Annotated in this window: 18 protein-coding genes; 14 read left to right on the plus strand and 4 right to left on the minus strand. The window is 65.9% G+C overall.

Features of this window, described 5'->3' with window-relative positions; genetic code table 11:
- Positions 1 to 3: 3 nt before the first annotated feature.
- From MELE44368_RS04330 to MELE44368_RS04340, 3 genes are all read right to left on the minus strand, one after another.
- Entirely contained in the window at positions 4 to 537 is a 534-nt protein-coding gene (locus MELE44368_RS04330; RefSeq protein WP_241566478.1) for a nuclear transport factor 2 family protein, read from the minus strand.
- Positions 534 to 1,181: a nitroreductase family protein gene (locus tag MELE44368_RS04335; RefSeq protein WP_128107367.1), complete on the minus strand. Its 648-nt coding sequence runs from the start codon at positions 1,179 to 1,181 to the stop codon at positions 534 to 536. The genes MELE44368_RS04330 and MELE44368_RS04335 overlap by 4 nt, the downstream gene beginning before the upstream one ends.
- A gap of 94 nt (positions 1,182 to 1,275) precedes the next feature.
- A complete protein-coding gene (locus tag MELE44368_RS04340; protein ID WP_128107479.1) occupies positions 1,276 to 2,205 on the minus strand; it encodes an SDR family NAD(P)-dependent oxidoreductase in 930 nt (309 codons plus the stop codon).
- An 81-nt stretch (positions 2,206 to 2,286) separates the two neighbouring features.
- On the opposite strand from MELE44368_RS04340, the gene MELE44368_RS04345 reads away from it, so the two are divergent.
- The 10 genes from MELE44368_RS04345 to MELE44368_RS04390 all read left to right on the plus strand — a co-directional run bounded on the left by MELE44368_RS04345 (position 2,287) and on the right by MELE44368_RS04390 (position 13,938).
- A complete protein-coding gene (locus MELE44368_RS04345) occupies positions 2,287 to 4,020 on the plus strand; it encodes a nitric oxide reductase activation protein NorD (RefSeq protein ID WP_128107368.1) in 1,734 nt (577 codons plus the stop codon).
- A gap of 35 nt (positions 4,021 to 4,055) precedes the next feature.
- A complete protein-coding gene (locus tag MELE44368_RS04350) occupies positions 4,056 to 4,862 on the plus strand; it encodes a CbbQ/NirQ/NorQ/GpvN family protein (RefSeq protein WP_128107369.1) in 807 nt (268 codons plus the stop codon).
- A 65-nt stretch (positions 4,863 to 4,927) separates the two neighbouring features.
- Positions 4,928 to 6,040, plus strand: a complete 1,113-nt coding sequence (locus MELE44368_RS04355; RefSeq protein ID WP_128107370.1) for an ABC transporter substrate-binding protein — start codon at positions 4,928 to 4,930, stop codon at positions 6,038 to 6,040.
- A gap of 3 nt (positions 6,041 to 6,043) precedes the next feature.
- On the plus strand, positions 6,044 to 7,189 hold the full coding sequence (locus MELE44368_RS04360; RefSeq protein WP_128107371.1) for a spirocyclase AveC family protein: 1,146 nt from the start codon (positions 6,044 to 6,046) through the stop codon (positions 7,187 to 7,189).
- Entirely contained in the window at positions 7,182 to 8,069 is an 888-nt protein-coding gene (locus MELE44368_RS04365) for an SDR family oxidoreductase (protein ID WP_128107372.1), read from the plus strand. Before MELE44368_RS04360 ends, MELE44368_RS04365 begins: the two co-directional genes overlap by 8 nt.
- A 19-nt stretch (positions 8,070 to 8,088) precedes the next feature.
- Complete coding sequence (locus tag MELE44368_RS04370; RefSeq protein WP_128107480.1) at positions 8,089 to 9,537, plus strand: aldehyde dehydrogenase family protein; 1,449 nt, start codon at positions 8,089 to 8,091, stop codon at positions 9,535 to 9,537.
- An 11-nt stretch (positions 9,538 to 9,548) separates the two neighbouring features.
- Positions 9,549 to 10,784 carry a cytochrome P450 gene (locus MELE44368_RS04375; RefSeq protein WP_128107373.1) on the plus strand — a complete coding sequence of 412 codons (1,236 nt, stop codon included), beginning with the start codon at positions 9,549 to 9,551 and terminating at the stop codon, positions 10,782 to 10,784.
- A 67-nt stretch (positions 10,785 to 10,851) separates the two neighbouring features.
- Entirely contained in the window at positions 10,852 to 11,763 is a 912-nt protein-coding gene (locus tag MELE44368_RS04380; RefSeq protein WP_128107374.1) for an SDR family NAD(P)-dependent oxidoreductase, read from the plus strand.
- Complete coding sequence (locus MELE44368_RS04385; protein WP_128107375.1) at positions 11,760 to 13,028, plus strand: cytochrome P450; 1,269 nt, start codon at positions 11,760 to 11,762, stop codon at positions 13,026 to 13,028. Before MELE44368_RS04380 ends, MELE44368_RS04385 begins: the two co-directional genes overlap by 4 nt.
- Positions 13,029 to 13,059: 31 nt before the next feature.
- On the plus strand, positions 13,060 to 13,938 hold the full coding sequence (locus MELE44368_RS04390) for a mycofactocin-coupled SDR family oxidoreductase (protein ID WP_128107376.1): 879 nt from the start codon (positions 13,060 to 13,062) through the stop codon (positions 13,936 to 13,938).
- Here MELE44368_RS04390 and MELE44368_RS04395 read toward each other — a convergent pair.
- Positions 13,935 to 14,597, minus strand: coding sequence for a TetR/AcrR family transcriptional regulator (locus MELE44368_RS04395; protein ID WP_128107377.1), 663 nt, complete (start codon positions 14,595 to 14,597; stop codon positions 13,935 to 13,937). The two genes, MELE44368_RS04390 and MELE44368_RS04395, sit on opposite strands and share 4 nt — an antisense overlap.
- A gap of 207 nt (positions 14,598 to 14,804) precedes the next feature.
- On the opposite strand from MELE44368_RS04395, the gene MELE44368_RS04400 reads away from it, so the two are divergent.
- The 4 genes from MELE44368_RS04400 to MELE44368_RS04415 all read left to right on the plus strand — a co-directional run bounded on the left by MELE44368_RS04400 (position 14,805) and on the right by MELE44368_RS04415 (position 17,298).
- Positions 14,805 to 15,593 (plus strand): spirocyclase AveC family protein, encoded by a 789-nt coding sequence (locus MELE44368_RS04400; RefSeq protein WP_128107378.1) that lies wholly within the window; start codon positions 14,805 to 14,807, stop codon positions 15,591 to 15,593.
- Positions 15,594 to 15,815: 222 nt separating this feature from the next.
- On the plus strand, positions 15,816 to 16,118 hold the full coding sequence (locus MELE44368_RS04405; RefSeq protein ID WP_128107379.1) for a hypothetical protein: 303 nt from the start codon (positions 15,816 to 15,818) through the stop codon (positions 16,116 to 16,118).
- 35 nt (positions 16,119 to 16,153) lie between these two features.
- Positions 16,154 to 16,498, plus strand: coding sequence for a heme-binding protein (locus MELE44368_RS04410; RefSeq protein WP_128107380.1), 345 nt, complete (start codon positions 16,154 to 16,156; stop codon positions 16,496 to 16,498).
- A gap of 59 nt (positions 16,499 to 16,557) precedes the next feature.
- Positions 16,558 to 17,298, plus strand: a complete 741-nt coding sequence (locus MELE44368_RS04415) for an HAD-IIA family hydrolase (RefSeq protein WP_276051000.1) — start codon at positions 16,558 to 16,560, stop codon at positions 17,296 to 17,298.
- The last annotated feature ends 13 nt before the right edge of the window (positions 17,299 to 17,311 follow it).

Genomic DNA, 17,311 nt, shown 5'->3' on the forward strand with positions numbered 1-17,311 from the left:
TCGTCACGACCCGGTGGGCGCCCGCGAGACGGTCAGCGGACGATCGTATGAGGCGTCGGTGTGATCGTGGGCGACGGTCAGGATGCCGGCCAACAAACCCATGGTCTCGTCGGTGATCAGTGAGGTCGACTCCGTGTGCCACTCGACGATGCACACGCGTGCCGCTATCGCCCACCGATTGTGCCGTCGCTCCAGACGGTCGACATAGCGGCCGCCGTTGACGGTCAGGTGGTTCTGCGGTTCGCGGTCCGTTCCGACTAACAGGTAGTAAGTTTCGGCGTGCGCCTGATCGCCCGCGATATCGGCGGTGTGGTTCAACAGGTAATGCTGGTAGCGAGTCTGGGTCCGGTGATAGGCGAACGCCCAGTCGATGAACTCATCGACAGGCCCGACGAAGCCGATGTGTTCGTCGATCGCGTCGTCGTGGTAGGCGGAGCGCACCAGCTCGCGGTCGCGACGGTCCATCCCTCGCGCGTAGCGCTGCATGCAGTCGAGGATGTCCGCGCGGTCGCAGAGCTCTTGCAGTCGTGCGTTCACAGCGAGGGCCCCTCCCACGTGTCCACGGCCACCACCTCCGTGATGGGTCGTCGCTCCGCCGGGCGGAACGTGACGCCCGGTCGCAGCCGTCCGACCGGTAACAGGCAGCCCTGCACGTAACTGTCGGGAATTCGCAGCAGATCTCGCACCGCCTTCTCGTGGGTCAGGTGCAGCGTCGTCACGCACGTCCCGTAGCCGCGGCTGTGCAGGGCGAGCGCGAAATTCCACACAGCGGGAAAGATCGAGCCGTACAGCGTCGCCTGATAGAACGATTCGTCCCCGTCAACGCGGGGGAGATACGGTTCGTAGCAGGGGATTACGAGTAGCGGCACCCTTGCCATGTTCTGCACCAGCCACTCGGTGGACGACATGATCTTCCGGCCGGGCATATCGTCGGGCAGCAGGTCTGCGATCAGCTGACCCCCGACCCGTTGCAGGTAGGCGTCGCGGTAGAGCTCGGCGAGCCGGCGCCGCAGGTCCTCATCGGCGACCACGAGCCAGCGCCAACTCTGCTGGTTCGATCCGTTGGCGGCCTGCATCCCGATCCGTAGACAGTCCTTGACGACGCCGTGATCCACCGGCGCGTCGAGGTCCAGCGACCGTCGCGCCGACCGGGTGGACGTCAGGAGCCGATCGATGTCCATGGCGCTCCTCACGCTCGTTGCTACGCGCCGACGATAATGTGGAACAGATTTTTGGTCAACGGGGTGAACGTGTTCTCTCGTCCAAAGAGTGACGTCAGCCGGGGACGCCGAGACGCCGGCTGACCTCGAACACTTCCTCGTAGATCGAGCCGGGAATCGTGAACGGCTGTGTGCCCGTCACTTCCGCAATGTGGGCGGCGATGTCCTCGGCCGTCGGATCACTGTCCCGCGGAGCGAGCCAACCCTCGCTGAGGCCGACGAACACCCGGGCGAACCGGCCCGCGCACGCCGAGAAGTTCTGGTGGCTGAAGTCGCAGGCCCGGCTGGCCAGGAACACCACGATCGGGGCCACGAGTTCGGGGCGAATCGCCGCGAAGAACCCGTTTTCTGTGAGGGCCCGAGAATCGCCGAGGGTCTCCGTCACCATCCGGGAGAGCCCGAACGGCAGCACGGTATTGGCGCGAATCCCGTGCGGTTCACCCTCGAGCGCAATCACATTCGACAAGCCGACGATGCCGGCCTTGGCCGCGGCGTAATGCGCCTCGAGGTGCTGACCGAACATTGCCGCCGAGGAGGCGATGAACACGAACCGGCCGTACCCCTGCGCCTTCATCACCTGGTAGGCGGGCTGGGCGAGATGGAAGGCACCGTCCAGGTGAACTGACAGCATCCGACGCCAGTCTTCGGGCGTCAGCTCATCGAACGGGATCGAGTTGAAGATTCCGGCGTTGCTGATCACCGCATCCACCCGGCCGAAGGCGTCAACTGCGCTGCGCACGATCGCCTCGCCGCCCGCGGGGTGGTCGACCGAGTCATATGACGCGACGGCCGCACCTCCCGCGGTGACGATCTCGTCGACGACCCGGTCGGCGACCGCGGTGTCCTCACCGTCGCCGCCCATGCTTCCGCCGAGATCGTTGACTACGACAGACGCACCGCGCCTTGCCAACTCGAGCGCGTAGACCCGGCCGAGGCCTCGTCCCGCGCCCGTCACCACGGCGACTTGGCCGGTGAAGTCGATCATCGTCATCGTCCCTCCGGTCATTGACTGCGGTGCTGCCGGACTTTACGTTGGAACAGATATTTGGTCAACGAGCGAGGTGGCGTGGACGAGAGCCCAGTCAGCGATGACGCCGACGGCCCCAAGCGGCTGGCGTTGCTCGCGTCCGCGCTCGCCGGCCGCACGGTAGCGGTCGCGCCGGCAGCGCCGGGTGAGGCGGCGTGGACCGACGGCGTCACCGTATACATCGACCCGACCGCCGGCGCGCCCGCCCAACTCGAGGCGGTCACCGTGCAGGCGTCGCTGTTGGCCAGCGGCGGACTGGAGCCCGAGGTCATACGCAAGCTCGTTCGCCGTCCTGCGCTCGCCCGGCGGTACCTCGCGGTCGAAGGACAGCGGGCGCTGTCGGCGAACGACGACCTGCTGCCTCACGGTGTCCGCTCGCTGGTCGACTTCGACATGGCGACAAAAACCGATTCCGCGGCCGCATCGCTGAAGCTGGCCGGAGCACGGCGCGACATCGGCGATCCGCCCGCGGGTTTCGGGATGATCCGGGCGAAGAACCTGTTGGCGGCGCGGGCTTCTGCCACCCAGGTGGCTGCGCCAGGTGGTCACGTCCCGCGTCGCGAGCAGCACAAGGCACTGGCCGACCTCGACGAGGGCGACGAAGGCGCCGACGGCGAAGACGTGATCGATCCGTTCAGCAGTCCTGTCGGCGGGGGCGGCGCGCTCGGCAAGCTGCTGCAGCGCATGACGCGCAGCGTGCGCAAACTCTCCGATGGCGGCACACCGGGGGCAGACACCCCTACCCATCGCTCCCGCAAGGGTATTCGCGGAGCCGGGGCGGTGACCTCCACCGCGGCCGGTGCGGCGGACGCCGACGGCGTTCAGGCCTCCGCGGACAAGGGGCGCAAGTATCCCGAGTGGGACGTCGGCCGACGGTGCTACCGGCCGGACTGGTGCACGGTGCAGGAGATCGACCCCCCGATCGAGGAGGGGCCGGTGCCGGCCCGGCCTGATGTCCACGCACTGAGGCGGCCGCTGACCCGGCTCGGCATCGGGCTGGACCGATGCCACCGTCAGACCCAGGGCGACGACATCGACATCGACGCCGCGGTAGAGGCGCGGGTGGAGACGCTGGCGGGATCGACGCCCGACGAGGCCGTCTATCTGGACAGCCTGCGCAGGCGCCGTGATCTGGCCGTGCTCGTCCTGCTCGACGTATCCGGTTCCTCAGGGGAGGCGGGAACTTTCGGGCAGACCGTGCACGAGCAGCAGCGCGCGGCCGCGGCCGCGCTCACGATCGCGCTACACGAGCTCGGAGATCGGGTGGCGCTGTACGCATTCCAGTCACATGGGCGCTCGGCGGTGAACCTGGTGCCGGTGAAGCGGTTTGACGACACCCTTGACGCGATGGTGATGCGACGCCTGGGCAGTCTCAAGCCGGGCGCCTACTCACGCCTCGGTGCGGCCATCCGCCACGGCACCGCGGTGATCACGGAGAAGGCGGGCACCTCGCGCCGCCTGCTGGTCGTGCTCTCCGACGGGTTGGCCTACGACCACGGCTACGAACGGATCTACGGGGCCGCCGACGCGCGCCGCGCACTGAGCGAGGCTCGGCGGGACGGTATCGGCTGCCTGTGCCTGACCGTCGGCGCCGCCACCCACTCCGGTGAACTGGCCAGGGTGTTCGGCAGCGCCGCACACGCGTCCATCCCCAAACCCGCGCAGTTGGCCGACGTCATCGGTCCGTTGTTCCGCGCGGCGTTGCGCACGGCCGACCTGCGTCGGCGTGTCAACAACGGCAAAAGGTTGAACCAAACATCTGTTCCGCGTTAGGGTCCCGTAAGACCCGAGTGAGAGCGAAGGGAAGCATGCAGGTGAAGCCCCCGCGCCCGTACTACGTGCCCGTCGCCAACGAGGAGCAGGTGTTCAAGGCGGCCTACAAGCAGGGGCTCTCGATTGCGCTCAAGGGACCGACCGGATGCGGTAAGACCCGCTTCGTCGAGGCGATGGCGCACGACCTGAACCGGCCACTGGTCACCGTCTCCTGCCACGACGACCTGACCACCGCCGACCTCGTCGGGCGGTTCCTGCTGCACGGCGGCGACACCGAGTGGGTCGACGGGCCGCTGACCCGCGCCGTACGCGAAGGGGCGATCTGCTATCTGGACGAGGTCGTCGAGGCCCGGCAGGACACCACCGTGGTGCTGCATCCGCTGGCGGATCACCGTAGGCAACTGCCGATCGAACGGCTGGGCGTCACGCTGGACGCGGCGCCGGGCTTCTGCCTGGTCGTCTCATACAACCCGGGATATCAGAGCGTGCTCAAGGATCTCAAAGACTCGACGCGCCAACGGATGGTCGCGATCGAATTCGGCTTCCCGACACCCGACGTCGAGGAGAAGATCATCGCCAACGAGGCGGCGATCGACCACGATCGCGCCGCCGAGCTGGTGCGGCTCGGTCAGGCGATCCGGCGGCTGGAGACGGGGGGACTGCGTGAAGTCGCCTCGACGCGGGTGCTGATCGCGGCGGGCCGGCTGATCGCCGAAGGGCTGAGCCCGCGGGAGGCGGCACGGGCTGCGATCGCGGGCCCGCTCACCGACGACTCGACGGTGACCCGCGGCCTGCTCGAGATGATCGACGTCTACCTGTACGACGCGTCGCCAGACGATTGACCCTGCCAGCCGCGCTCGCTAGGGTCTGAACAAATATTAGGTTTAATCCGGCCGACGGAGGTTGCATGTCCTACGAGAGCACCGCAGAACCGATCAAGTTCGGGTATCTCATGGATTTCAAGCTGCCCGACCTGTATCCGCAGGAGATGAAGGAAGACCTGTCCAACCCCTTCGCGCTGGTTTTCGCCGAAGCCTTCGAGAACGGAGAGATCGACCGACCCATCGAGATCATCTACCGGGAGGTCGAGGGCCTTCCGAAGGGTTCGGTCAAGGCGGTCATCGACGCGTACGGCGAGCTCGTCGACGAGGGGTGTCTCGCGGTGTTCGGCCCGCACATCACCGACAACTGCGTGCCGACCCGCGAGGCCATCGAGGAACGGTTCCGGGTGCCCGCCCTCAGCGTCACCGGCAGTGACGCCTGGCTGGGGGAGTGGACCTTCGCGTTCCCGCAGGGATCGCTGACCGACGAACCGATCTTCTGGGCGGATTTGTTGGCCAAGGGCGGGCACACCGAGGTGGGCGTCCTCATGGAGCAGTCGCTGATCGGCGAGACCTATCTGGAGAACTTTCGAAACGCCTGCCGCCGCAAGGGAATCCGGATCGTTGCCGAGGCTGCGATCGCGCAGACGGCCCAGGATGTCACCGAGGCGGTGCAGACCCTGCACGAAGCCAAGGCGCAGGCGGTGGTGCACGCCGGCTTCGGATTCGGCATCGTGTTCGTCAACCCCGCACTGGAGGCGCTCGGCTGGGATCCGCCGCGCTTCACCAGCACGGCGTTCCAGAACGCGTGGATCAACCCGATCATGTGGAACGCGTTCATGGGATGGACGGGTGTGGACCAGTACGACGAGGGCAACCCCGTCGGCCAGCGGTTCCTCGACAAGTATCAGGAGAAGTTCGGCCGCCGCCCGCAATACTGTGTCCCGGTGGTGAACCGCGACGTCGCCACCGCACTGCTGCGTGCGTGCACCGACGCCCACCCGCTGAGCCCACGAGGCCTCAAGGAAGCCCTCGAACGCGTCAAGATGATGCCGGCCGCCGCCGGGGCGCCGGGCACCCGAGTCTCGTTCGGCAACTGGACGCGCCGCGCCTGGATGGGTGCCGGCTATCTGGTCGCCAGAAAGCTGGACGCCGACGGCGTCAATTCTCATCTCGTCGATCGCTTTGGTGAGGAGTAACCCGTGACCACCGATACGCCCGAAGCCGACCGCACTGCGCCGGCCGTAGGAGAGCCGGCGAAACGTTCTTGGCTCGGGCCCACGATCTCGGTGGCGGCACTTGTCGCCGTCGCCGTGTTCTTCGGCGTCAACGCCCGCAAGGGACCGGGGTCCCCGCGGATCGCCAACCCGGAGGTCGAGGGAGCGCCACGGCCGGTCGAGGTGCTTTTCGGGTGGAGCACGTCGACGTGGGTGGTGATCCTCGAGGCGTTCACGATCGTCACGATGGCCGTCATCATCACCTTGTGGGTGGTGCACTGGCGGCGCAATCCGCACAATCCCACGCTGCTGATGGCGCTGGTCACCTCGTTGATCGTGTGGCAAGACCCGCTGATGAACTGGTCACCGTTCGCGGTGTACAACCCCGAACTTGCACACCTGCCCGAGGACTGGCCGCTGGTGTCCGTGTCGCCGACGGTGGAACCGTTCGTGGTCCTCGGTTATGTGATGTTCTACCTCGGGCCGTACTTTCCCGCCATCTGGATTCTGCGAAAGCTCCAGGCGCGCAGGCCCGTTGATTCGTTTGTGTGGCGTCATCCGCTGATCAGCCTGGCGGCCATCATCTTCCCGATCGGCGTGATCGTGGACGCGGCGCTCGAGATCACCCTGGTGCGCACGGGCATGTACATCTATTCGCAGGTGCCTCCGTGGGCGTCGGTGTTCACCGGGCAGCCCCATCAGTTCCCGCTGATCTGGGAAGTGGTGGCGGTGACGTTCGTGATGATCCCCGCCGGTGTGCTGCTCTACCGCGACGACACCGGTAAATCCGTCGCCGAGAAACTCGCTCAGCGCGCCCGCATCTTCGCCTCCAGGCCGCGGCTCGGCACCTTCGTCGTGATGTTCGTGATCATCAACGTCGCCTACCTCTGCTACGGCGGCCTGTTCGCGATCGTGAAGGCGACGAAGATCTCCACCTCGGTGGCCTGCCCGTGGCCCTATCCGGAAGTGAAGGTCTATGACCCGCAAGGCTTCTACGAAGAGAACGGTCAGGTGGGCCCGTACTCCGTCGGGATCATGTCGACCTGGATGAGCGGACAACTCGACGGAAGGCCGGACGTGGAACTGGGCGCCAAGAGCGACCGCTGCGCACCGGAAAACGCCAATGGGTGATGCGCGCAGCGTGGTCATCACCGGCGCCTCCCGAGGGCTGGGGCTGGCGTCCGCTTCGCACCTGTACCGCAAGGGCTGGCGCGTCGTCGCGGCCATGCGTTCCGTCGACGCCGGTATGCAGCGCCTGCGTGCGGTCACGGGTGCGTCGCCGGACGATACGAACCTGATCGGCGTCACCCTCGATCTCACCGACGCAGCATCGATCACGGCCGCGGCGAAGGAGATCGAGGAGGCCGTCGGCGCACCGTATGCGGTTGTGCACAACGCGGGGATCTCGGCGGCAGGCATGGTGGAGGAGACGCCGGTCAGTCTGTGGGAGCAGATGTTCGCGACCAACATCTTCGGCCCCGTCGCGCTCACCAAGGCGCTGCTGCCGACCATGCGTGAGGCGGGACGCGGCCGCATCGTGCTGGTGTCGAGCCAGGGTGGTGTGCGCGGAATGCCGGCCACTGCGCCGTATTCGGCGGTGAAGGGCGCGCTGGAACGCTGGGGCGAGTCGATGGCCGCGGAGGTCGCGCCGTTCGGCATCGGCGTCACAATCCTGGTGACCGGAACCTACGACACCGAGATCATCACCGATGCGGGCACCACCGACTGCCGAGATCTGAATGGCCCCTACGCGCCGCACCACAGCACGATGGACAAGCGTGGCCGGGCCGCGATGCGACTGGCCGCTCGATCGCCCGAGAAGTTCGCGGCGGGCCTGGCAAGGGCGTTGGACAGCTCGAAGCCGTTCGCCAAGAGGCCGGTGGGCCCCGATGCGCGAATGTTGTTGATCGCCAACCGCGTATTCCCCTCCGCGGGGTTGCACCAGATGATCCGGCTGATGATGGGCATCCCGCGGTTCGGCGCGCTACGAGGAAGCAGAAATCATGGCTGACGTTCGCTTCGAAACCAAGATGATGATCGACGGCAAGCTCGTCGACGGCGAGGCAGGCACCTTCACCAACATCAACCCGGCGACGGAGGAAATGCTCGGCGAGGTGGCCGATGCCTCCAAGGCCGACATGCACCGGGCCATCGACGCCGCCCGCCGTGCCTTCGACGAGACCGACTGGTCGACCAATCATGCTTTCCGCCAACGCTGTCTGCTGCAGCTGCAGGAGGCGCTCGAGGCCGAACAGGAAGACCTGCGAGAGGAACTCATCCTCGAAGTGGGGTGTCCGCGCGCCATCACGCACGGACCACAACTCGACGCGCCGTTGTCGGACGCGCTGCGCTACCCGGCACAGCTGATCGACGAATATCCCTGGGAGACGTCGCTGGGCGATGCGCTGGTGTCGGTCACCGGGGTGAACACCACCCGCAAAGTCTGGCGCGAGCCCGTAGGGGTGGTCGGGGCGATCGTGCCGTGGAATTTCCCGTTCGAGGTCACCATCCAGAAGATCGGCCAGGCCCTGGGCACCGGAAACACCGTCGTACTCAAACCGGCGCCCAACACCCCGTACAACGCGACCCGGCTGGGCCGGCTCATCGCGGAGAACACCGACATCCCACCCGGCGTGGTGAACGTCGTCACCGCGTCGGATCACTTCGTCGGTGAAGAGCTGACGTTGTCGCCGAAGGTGGACCTGATCTCGTTCACCGGGTCCACCGTCGTCGGGAAACGGATCATGGAAAAGGGCGCCGCGACGATGAAGCGGCTGTTTCTCGAACTCGGCGGCAAGTCAGCGACCATCGTGCTCGAGGATGCGGACTTCGCGGTGGGATGCATGATGGGTATCGCACCGTGCATGCACGCGGGCCAGGGCTGTGCCAACCCCACCCGGCTGCTGCTGCCGCGTTCGCGTTACGACGAAGGCGTCGAGATCCTCAAGGGCATCTACGAAGGCGTGGCGCCCGGCGATCCGCAGGACCCGGCGACCCTGTGCGGTCCGGTGATCTCCGACAAGCAACGCAGCCGCATCCGCGGGTACATCCACAAGGGCGTCGAGGAAGGCGCGACGCTGCTGGTCGGCGGTGCCGATGCGCCCGACGGCATGGACAAGGGCTTCTTCGTCAAGCCAACGCTTTTCACCGATGTGGACAACTCGATGACGATCGCGCAGGAGGAGATCTTCGGACCAGTGCTGGCGGTGATCCCCTTCGACGACGAGGACGACGCGGTACGCATCGCCAACGACAGCCAGTACGGCCTGGCCGGCAACGTGATGGCGGGAACGCTGGATCGTGCTCTATCGGTGGCCAAACGGCTTCGGGCCGGCTTCATCGGTTTGAACGGCACCGCCGGTTACGGCGCCGACACCCCGTTCGGTGGATACAAGGCCAGCGGCATCGGGCGCCAGAACGGGGTCGCCGGGTTCGACCAGTACACCGAGATCAAATCCGTCGCGTATCCGGCCGGCTGAGGAGGAACCCCTTGCAACAGCTTTTCGATGACCTCGAGGACTTCGGCGAGTTCGACGATTTCGTATCGGGCGATGTGCGCGACCCCTATACCGAACTCGCCAGGCTGCGACGGGAGGAGCCGATACAGAAGATCGAGATCCCGGGCATACCAGGGCAAGAGGGCAAGCCCATCGTCATGGTGCACCGCTACGAGGAAGCCCAGCAGGTGCTGCGGGACAACGAGACCTTCTCCTCGTCGATCATCATCCAGGCGTTCGGCGACGTGTTCGGTAAGCACGTGATGCTCGGGATGGACGAGCCCGAACACGGCAGGCACCGCGCGTTGGTGGCAAAGGCGTTCTCGCAGAAGGCGTTGGCGCGCTGGGAAGACACGCTGGTGACCCCGATCGGCAATTCGCTGATCGACCGGTTCGCCGACCGCGGTAGCGTCGATCTGGTCAAGGAGTTCAACTTCCCCTATCCCACGCTGATCATCGCGGGGCTGCTCGGGTTGCCTCAAGAGGACTACGCGCAGTTCCAGAAGTGGTCCATCTCGTTGTTGTCGTTCACCGTCAACCCCGAGCGCGGCCGCGAAGCCTCCCAAGCGCTCGCCGAGTACTTCACGCCCATCCTCGCCGCGCGTCGTGACGACCCCCGAGACGATCTGATCACCGGGCTGGCGGCGGCCGAGATCGACGGGGAGAAGCTCTCCGACGAGGAGATCTTCTCGTTCCTGAGGCTGCTTCTGCCCGCCGGGGTCGAAACCACCTATCGGGCCCTGGGAAACCTGCTGTACGGGTTGCTCACCAATCCCGAACAGCTGCAGGCTCTTCGCGACGACCGATCGTTGATTCCGCAGGCGATCGAGGAGGCGGTGCGCTGGGAGCCGCCGCTGATCATGATCACGCGGGTAGCCAGCCGGGACACCGAGCTCGGCGGCGTCCACATCCCGGAGGGCTCCTCGGTGATGCCGGTGCTGGGAGCTGCCAACCGGCAAGAGGAACGTTTCCCGAACCCCGATCAGTTCGATGTCTTACGTGAGGCCAAGGCGAACATCGGCTGGGGCTACGGCGTACACGTCTGCCTGGGTATGCATCTGGCGCGGCTGGAGATGCGGGTCGCGCTGAACCTACTGCTGGACCGCCTGCCGAACCTGCGCCTGGACCCCGCGGCCGACGACCCCTACATCCGTGGCCAGGTGTTCCGATCCCCGACGTCGGTGCCCATCGTCTTCGACGGAAACCCTTCCCCTGACGAGCAGTCGTGAAAACCCCCTATACAGGACATTGTCGGGGGTTTTCACGTCTGCTCGCGTCAGTAATCAGGAGATGTGAATGACCGAGCTGCGCTTCGACGACAAGGTGGTCGTCATCACCGGAGCGGGTCGGGGGATCGGCCGCTGCCACGCACTGCTGTTGGCCGACAAGGGTGCCCGCGTCGTCGTCGCCGACAACGGCGCCGAGATCGACGGAAGTGCGAGCCCGTCACGACCGGCCGACACCGTGGTCGGCGAGATCTCGCAGGCCGGCGGCCAGGCGGTGGCGTGCTGCGCATCGGTCGCCGACGAAGACGGGGCCAAGTCGATCATCGATGCCGCCCTCGACGCCTTCGGTCGGATCGACGCGGTGATCAACAACGCCGGGGTGCACGACCCCGGCCTGTTCGAGACACTGTCGACCGAGCGGATCCGCGCGATGCTCGACGTGCACTTCTTCGGAACACTGTTCGTATCGAAAGCGGCATGGCCCCACCTGATCAGGGCCGGACACGGCCGGATCGTCAACACGATCTCGGAGGCGATGCTCGGCGGCATCCCGGAACTGACCAGCTACGGGTCCGCCAAGGGCGCGGTGTGGGGTCTCACCCGTAACCTGGCGACCGAAGGCATGGCCCACGGCATCGGGGTGAATGCGATCGCCCCGCGAGCCTACACGCGCATGTCGGCGTCGCAGGGACAGCAACTCGCCGAACTGTTCGCCATGCCCGACGACGTCATGGCCGAGATCAACGCCAGCATGCCACCCGAACTATGCGCTCCCGCAGCGGTTTTCCTCGCCCACGAGTCCTGTGCGTTGAACGGGGAGGTTCTGATGACCGGGATGGGCGGTGTGTCGCGCCTCGCCGTCGTCCGCACCCAGGGCATCACGAAGTCGCCGCTGACCGTCGAAGACATCGCGGACAACCTCGACCAGATCATGAACGTCAACGATGCCTACATCACCGAAGCAACCAGGAGTGTCCTGTGACCGATTTCGAGACCGTCGACTTCTTCACCGACGAGTCGCTGATCCCCGATCCCTATCCCTACTTCGACCACCTCCGATCGAAGTGCCCGGTAACCACTGCCACCCCGTTCAACGTGCTGGCCGTCACCGGTTACGAGGAGGCACTGGCGGTCTACAAGGACCCGGCCTTCTCGTCGTGCATCTCGGTCGCCGGACCGTTCTCCGGCATGCCGATCGGGCCGGGGGACTCCGATGACGTCACCGAGCTGATCGAGCAGCATCGCGGGGCGGTGCCGATGGCCGAACACATCACGTCGCAGGATCCGCCGCTGCACACCCGCACCCGGGGGCTGTTGAACAAGCTCATCACCCCCAAGCGGCTGAAGGAAAACGAAGACTTCATGTGGCGGTTGGCCGACCAGCAGCTCGACACCTTCCTCGACAAGGGCGGCTGCGAGTTTTTGGCCGCATACGCCAAGCCGTTCTCGCTTCTGGTCATCGCCGACCTGCTCGGCATACCGCCGGAGGACCATGACGAGCTCAAAGAGGTGTTCGCGCTGGAGACGGTCGGCGAACTCGGCAAAGACGCGCCGACGTCGTACAACCCGCTGGAATGGCTCAACGAGAAGTTCTACTCCTACCTCGAGGACCGTAGGCGTTCGCCGCGCCAGGATGTGCTGACCGAACTGGCGCAAGCCAAGCACGAGGACGGGTCGACGCCCGAGATCGAAGACGTCATGAACCTGTCGACGTTCCTGTTCGCGGCCGGAACCGAGACCACGACGAAGCTGGTCAGCTCGGCCGTCCGGTTCATTGCCGACAACCCGGGTTTCGAGCAGCAACTGCGCGACGACCGCGGCAAGATCCCCGCCTTCCTCGAGGAGACACTGCGGATGGAAAGCCCGGTCAAGTCGCACTTCCGGATGGCGCGCACCACGACGAAGATCGGCGAAGTCGAGGTGCCGGCGGGCACCACCGTCATGCTCCTTCCCGGCGCCTGTAACCGCGACGCGCGAAAATTCGCGGAGCCCAACGAGTTCCGTCCCGACCGGCCGAATGTGCGTGAGCAGATCGCGTTCGTCCGTGGCGCGCATTCCTGTCCGGGCGCGCCGTTGGCGCGCGCCGAAGGGCGGATCTCGCTGAACCGGATCCTCGACCGGATGAGAGACCTCACGATCTCCACCGAACACCACGGCCCGCCGGGCAACCGCGACTTCACCTTCGAGCCGACGTTCATCATGCGCGGGCTCAGCGAACTGCACATCACGTTCACACCGGTTGGGTAAGCCTGCTCGGCAGAAGAAAGGGAGTACGAGAATGACCGGAAAGCTCGCCGGGAAGGTCGCTTTCATCACGGGTGCGGCGCGCGGCCAGGGCCGCGCCCACGCGGTCGCGATGGCCAAGGAGGGCGCAGACATCATCGCGGTCGACATCTGCCGCGACATTCCGTCCAACCCGTATCCGTTGGCCACACCCGAGGACCTCGCCGAGACGGAGCGGGCGATCAAGGAACTCGGCAGGCGCGTCGTCGCGCGGGTGGCCGACGTGCGCGAGCGCCACGAGCTGCGTGAGGCCATCGAGGTGGGCGTGGCCGATCTCGGCAAGGTCGACATCGTGGTCGCCAACGCCGGCATCCTGCCGATGGCGATGGGCAATCCGGATCCGATGGGGTTCGTCGACGCCTCCGATGTCGATCTGGTGGGGGTGATGAACACGGTCGCGGTGGCGATTCCGCATCTGCCCGAAGGCGCGTCGATCATCGTCACCGGATCGACCGCAGGCATGATCCGCGGCACCACCACCAGCCCCGACATGGGTCCCGGCGGCGCCGGATACGGATGGAGCAAGCGCATCGTGATGGAGTACGTCGACGAGATGTGTCTTCACCTGGCGCCGAGGATGATTCGCGTCAACGCCATCCACCCGACCAACTGCAACACCCACCTGTTGCAAAACGAGGGCATGTACGGCGTGTTCCGCCCCGATCTGAAGGCCGAGGGCAAGACACCGACCCGCGAGGACGCCGAACCGCTGTTCACCCTCTTCCAGGCGATGCCGATCCCGTACATCGAGCCGGAGGACATGGCCAACCTCGGGGTGTTCCTGGCCAGCGACGACAGCCGCTACATCACCGGGCAGCACATCCGCGTCGATGCCGGTTCACTGCTCAAGTGGCCCAACGGACCCGGCGGCTAAGGCCGGTGCAGGAACCCGTGCAGGATCGCCTGGACGAGTTCGTTGACGATCGCCTCGCGCGGTGGTGGCCGGTTGCCGAAGAAGGTCGACCGTAACGCCACCATGCCGACGATCATCGCCACGGTTGAATGGGCGGGCAGATCCGGCTGGCCCGAACGCATTCCGCGTAGCTGCATACCCTCGGCGCTGATCTGACCGAGCAGGGTCAGAGCCCTCCGGATGTCGGCGATGCCCGCGCTTTCGATCTCGTCGTCGCTGAGCCCGTCCGAGGCGACCAGCGTCAGCAACAGGCCCTGATGTTCGACCAGCACGTCGTAGAGCTGGCCGACGAACTGTCGCGTCAGTTCCTCTTCGGTGGTCTTGTCGGGAATGACGGCCTGCCAGGTCTTGCCGAACTCGTCGACGAAGTCGGTGAACGGCAGCACCAGCGCTTCCCGGAACAGGCCGGCCTTCGAGCCGAAATGGCGGAACAGCAGGTACTCGGTGACGCCTGCGGCTTCGGCGATTTCGCGGGTGGTCGTCGTGCGGTAGTCGCGGCGGGCGAACAGCTCACGGGCGGCGTCGAGAAGGAGCCGACGTGCCTCGCCACGGGGGCGCCGGGCCGCCTGACCCGTCGTCGCGGTGGTGGACTGCTTTCTGGCCGAACGCCGCTGGGACACGGATTCTCACTTTCTGGACCGCGCGGAAAAGCGGCTGACCACATAAACGATAGCGTCCTTGACCAAACCAGAGTAATAGTGTCCACTATTACGCATGGGTCAACTCATCATGCTCGGAACGCTGTTCGGGCTGATCGTCTTGATTTTCGGCCTGGTGATCTACCTCGATCCCGAAGCGCGTCGTGGCGACGCGAACGAGAAGCGGCGATGACCACCGAGCTGACGCCGGCGCTCATCGCCGGTCTGTCGTTCGCCTACATCGGCGGGGTCCTGTTTCTCGCCTACGGGGTGTTCTTGAGCATCCGGCGTGGCCGTCTGCACCCGCTGTTGCTGGTCTCCATCTCCGCGATCTCGTTCTCCTGGATCGAGGCACCCTACGACTGGGCGGTGTATGCCCAGTTCCCGCCCGCGCTGCCCCGGATGCCGTCATGGTGGCCGCTGAACATGACGTGGGGCGGCGGACTGCCGTCCGCCGTGCCCATCGGGTACATCGCATACTTCGTGCTGCCCGCGGTGATCGGCGCGGCGCTCGGTGGGCGCATCGCCCGCCGGTTCGGCTGGCGCGCGCCGCAGACGCTGTTGGTGGTGGGCCTGGGCGTCGGGTTCTGCTGGGCGCTGTTCTTCAACGGCTTCTTCGGCCCCCGGTTCGGCGTCTTCTACTACGGCTACATCATTCCCGGGCTCGGGCTGTTCGAGGGCAGCAAGTTTCAGTACCCGCTCTATGACGCGCTCGCGATGGGTGTGCAGATGATGGTGTTCACCTACCTGCTCGGCCGGATCGACTCCGAGGGCCGCAATGTCATCGACATGTTGTCGGACAAGATCTCCAAGACCCGGGTCCGATCAACGATTGTGTCGATCATCGCCGCCATCCTGGTCGGGCACGCGGTTTACGGCGCCGTCTTCGCACCCCACCTCGTGACGAAGCTGGCCGGGTACGTGACCTCGGGACCGTCGGAACAGCTGTTCCCGGGTGTCCCGAACCAACCCAGATAGCCTAGGGCACAGTCGCATTCGCTCAGGATCGAAGCGACACGTCGAAGTCGCCGTCGTCGCATTGACGTTCGACGCCGTTGACTGCCTAGTGCACCTTCGAGTCAGAGAGCCTGATATTTGGCTTGGCAACGGGTTGCTCTGAAGCTGCCATAGCCCCACATTGGGGCAACGGTCACCGTAATGTGCATAGGCGGACCTTATCGTTCGCGAGAGGAGGGTCCCATGAGAATCTCCTGGCGTCGCCTACCTGTGGCAGTTGTTTCGGCGGCGTTGCCCGCAATCGTCGTCGCCGGCGCACCCAGCGCATACGCGGACTGCACAGGTGCAGGCGCCGCCACCGTGTGCGCGCAGGGGACAGTACGCGGCGGCGGCCCCGACGCCCCGCAGGCGGGCCCGGTCTATCCCGGCTACTGCGCCGACCCCTGGTACTGCAGCGACGACTGGGGCATCGATGTGATCATCGATCCCAACCCGCCCCGTCCTCCCATCGACATCGGACGCCCGGGCCGTCCCGGCCAGCGCTGAGCCGAGTCCCGTTCATTTCGAGTAAGGAGCTACAAGTGTTCTCTCGCAGTGTCTTTGGTGTCGGCGTCATCACCAGCGCAGTACTTTTCGGCGCCACCGCAACCGCTGCCGCCGATCCGCCGAACTGCACGGCCGCTGACCTTGCCGGGGTCATGGCCGGCGTCTCCGCGGCCACGTCGTCGTATCTGTTCACCCATCCGGACGTCAATGCGTTCTTCACCGGGCTCAAAGGTAAGCCGAGGGATCAGATGGCCACGGAGATCAGGGCGTATCTGGACGCAAATCCACAGGTGCGAGATGAGCTTCGGGCCGTCAGGCAGGCCGCATCCGACTTCCGGGCCCGCTGCGACGCACCGTTGCCTGACATGCCGATGGGTTAGCGGCCGGAAACTGACACACTGAACGGGTGCGCACTACACCGAAGTGTTGGCTGACCGACATGGACGGGGTCCTGGTCCGTGAAGAGCACGCGTTACCCGGCGCCGCGGAGTTCCTGCAGCGGCTGTTGGAACGCGAGCGGCGGTTCCTGGTCCTGACGAACAACTCGATCTTCACGCCGCGTGACCTGTCGGCGCGCCTGTTGCGCTCGGGGCTGTCGGTACCCGAGGACGCGATCTGGACGTCGGCGCTGGCCACCGCGACGTTCCTCAACGACCAGATGGCAGGCGGATCGGCCTACGTCATCGGCGAAGCCGGGCTGACGACCGCGCTGCACGAGGTGGGCTACACCCTCACCGACATCAAGCCGGACTTCGTGGTGCTCGGCGAGACCAGGACGTACTCGTTCACCGCCATCACGAAGGCCATCCGGCTGATCCTGGGTGGCGCGCGATTCATCGCCACCAACCCCGACGTCACCGGCCCGTCGGCCGAAGGACCGCTGCCTGCCACTGGTTCCGTGGCGGCGATGATCACCAAGGCCACCGGGCGCGAACCCTACTTCGTCGGCAAGCCCAACCCGATGATGTTCCGCAGCGCGCTGAACCGCATCGAAGCGCACTCCGAAAACACCGTGATGGTCGGTGACCGGATGGACACCGACGTCGTCGCCGGCATCGAGGCCGGACTGGAGACCATCCTGGTGCTCACCGGCTCCACGGCACCCGACGACATCGAGCGCTACCCGTTCCGTCCGAGCCGGGTGCTGCCGTCGATCGCCGAGGCCGTCGAGCTGGTCTGACAGGCGTGATGCG

The sequence above is a fragment of the Mycolicibacterium elephantis DSM 44368 genome (assembly GCF_004014805.1).
Lineage (GTDB): Bacteria > Actinomycetota > Actinomycetes > Mycobacteriales > Mycobacteriaceae > Mycobacterium > Mycobacterium elephantis.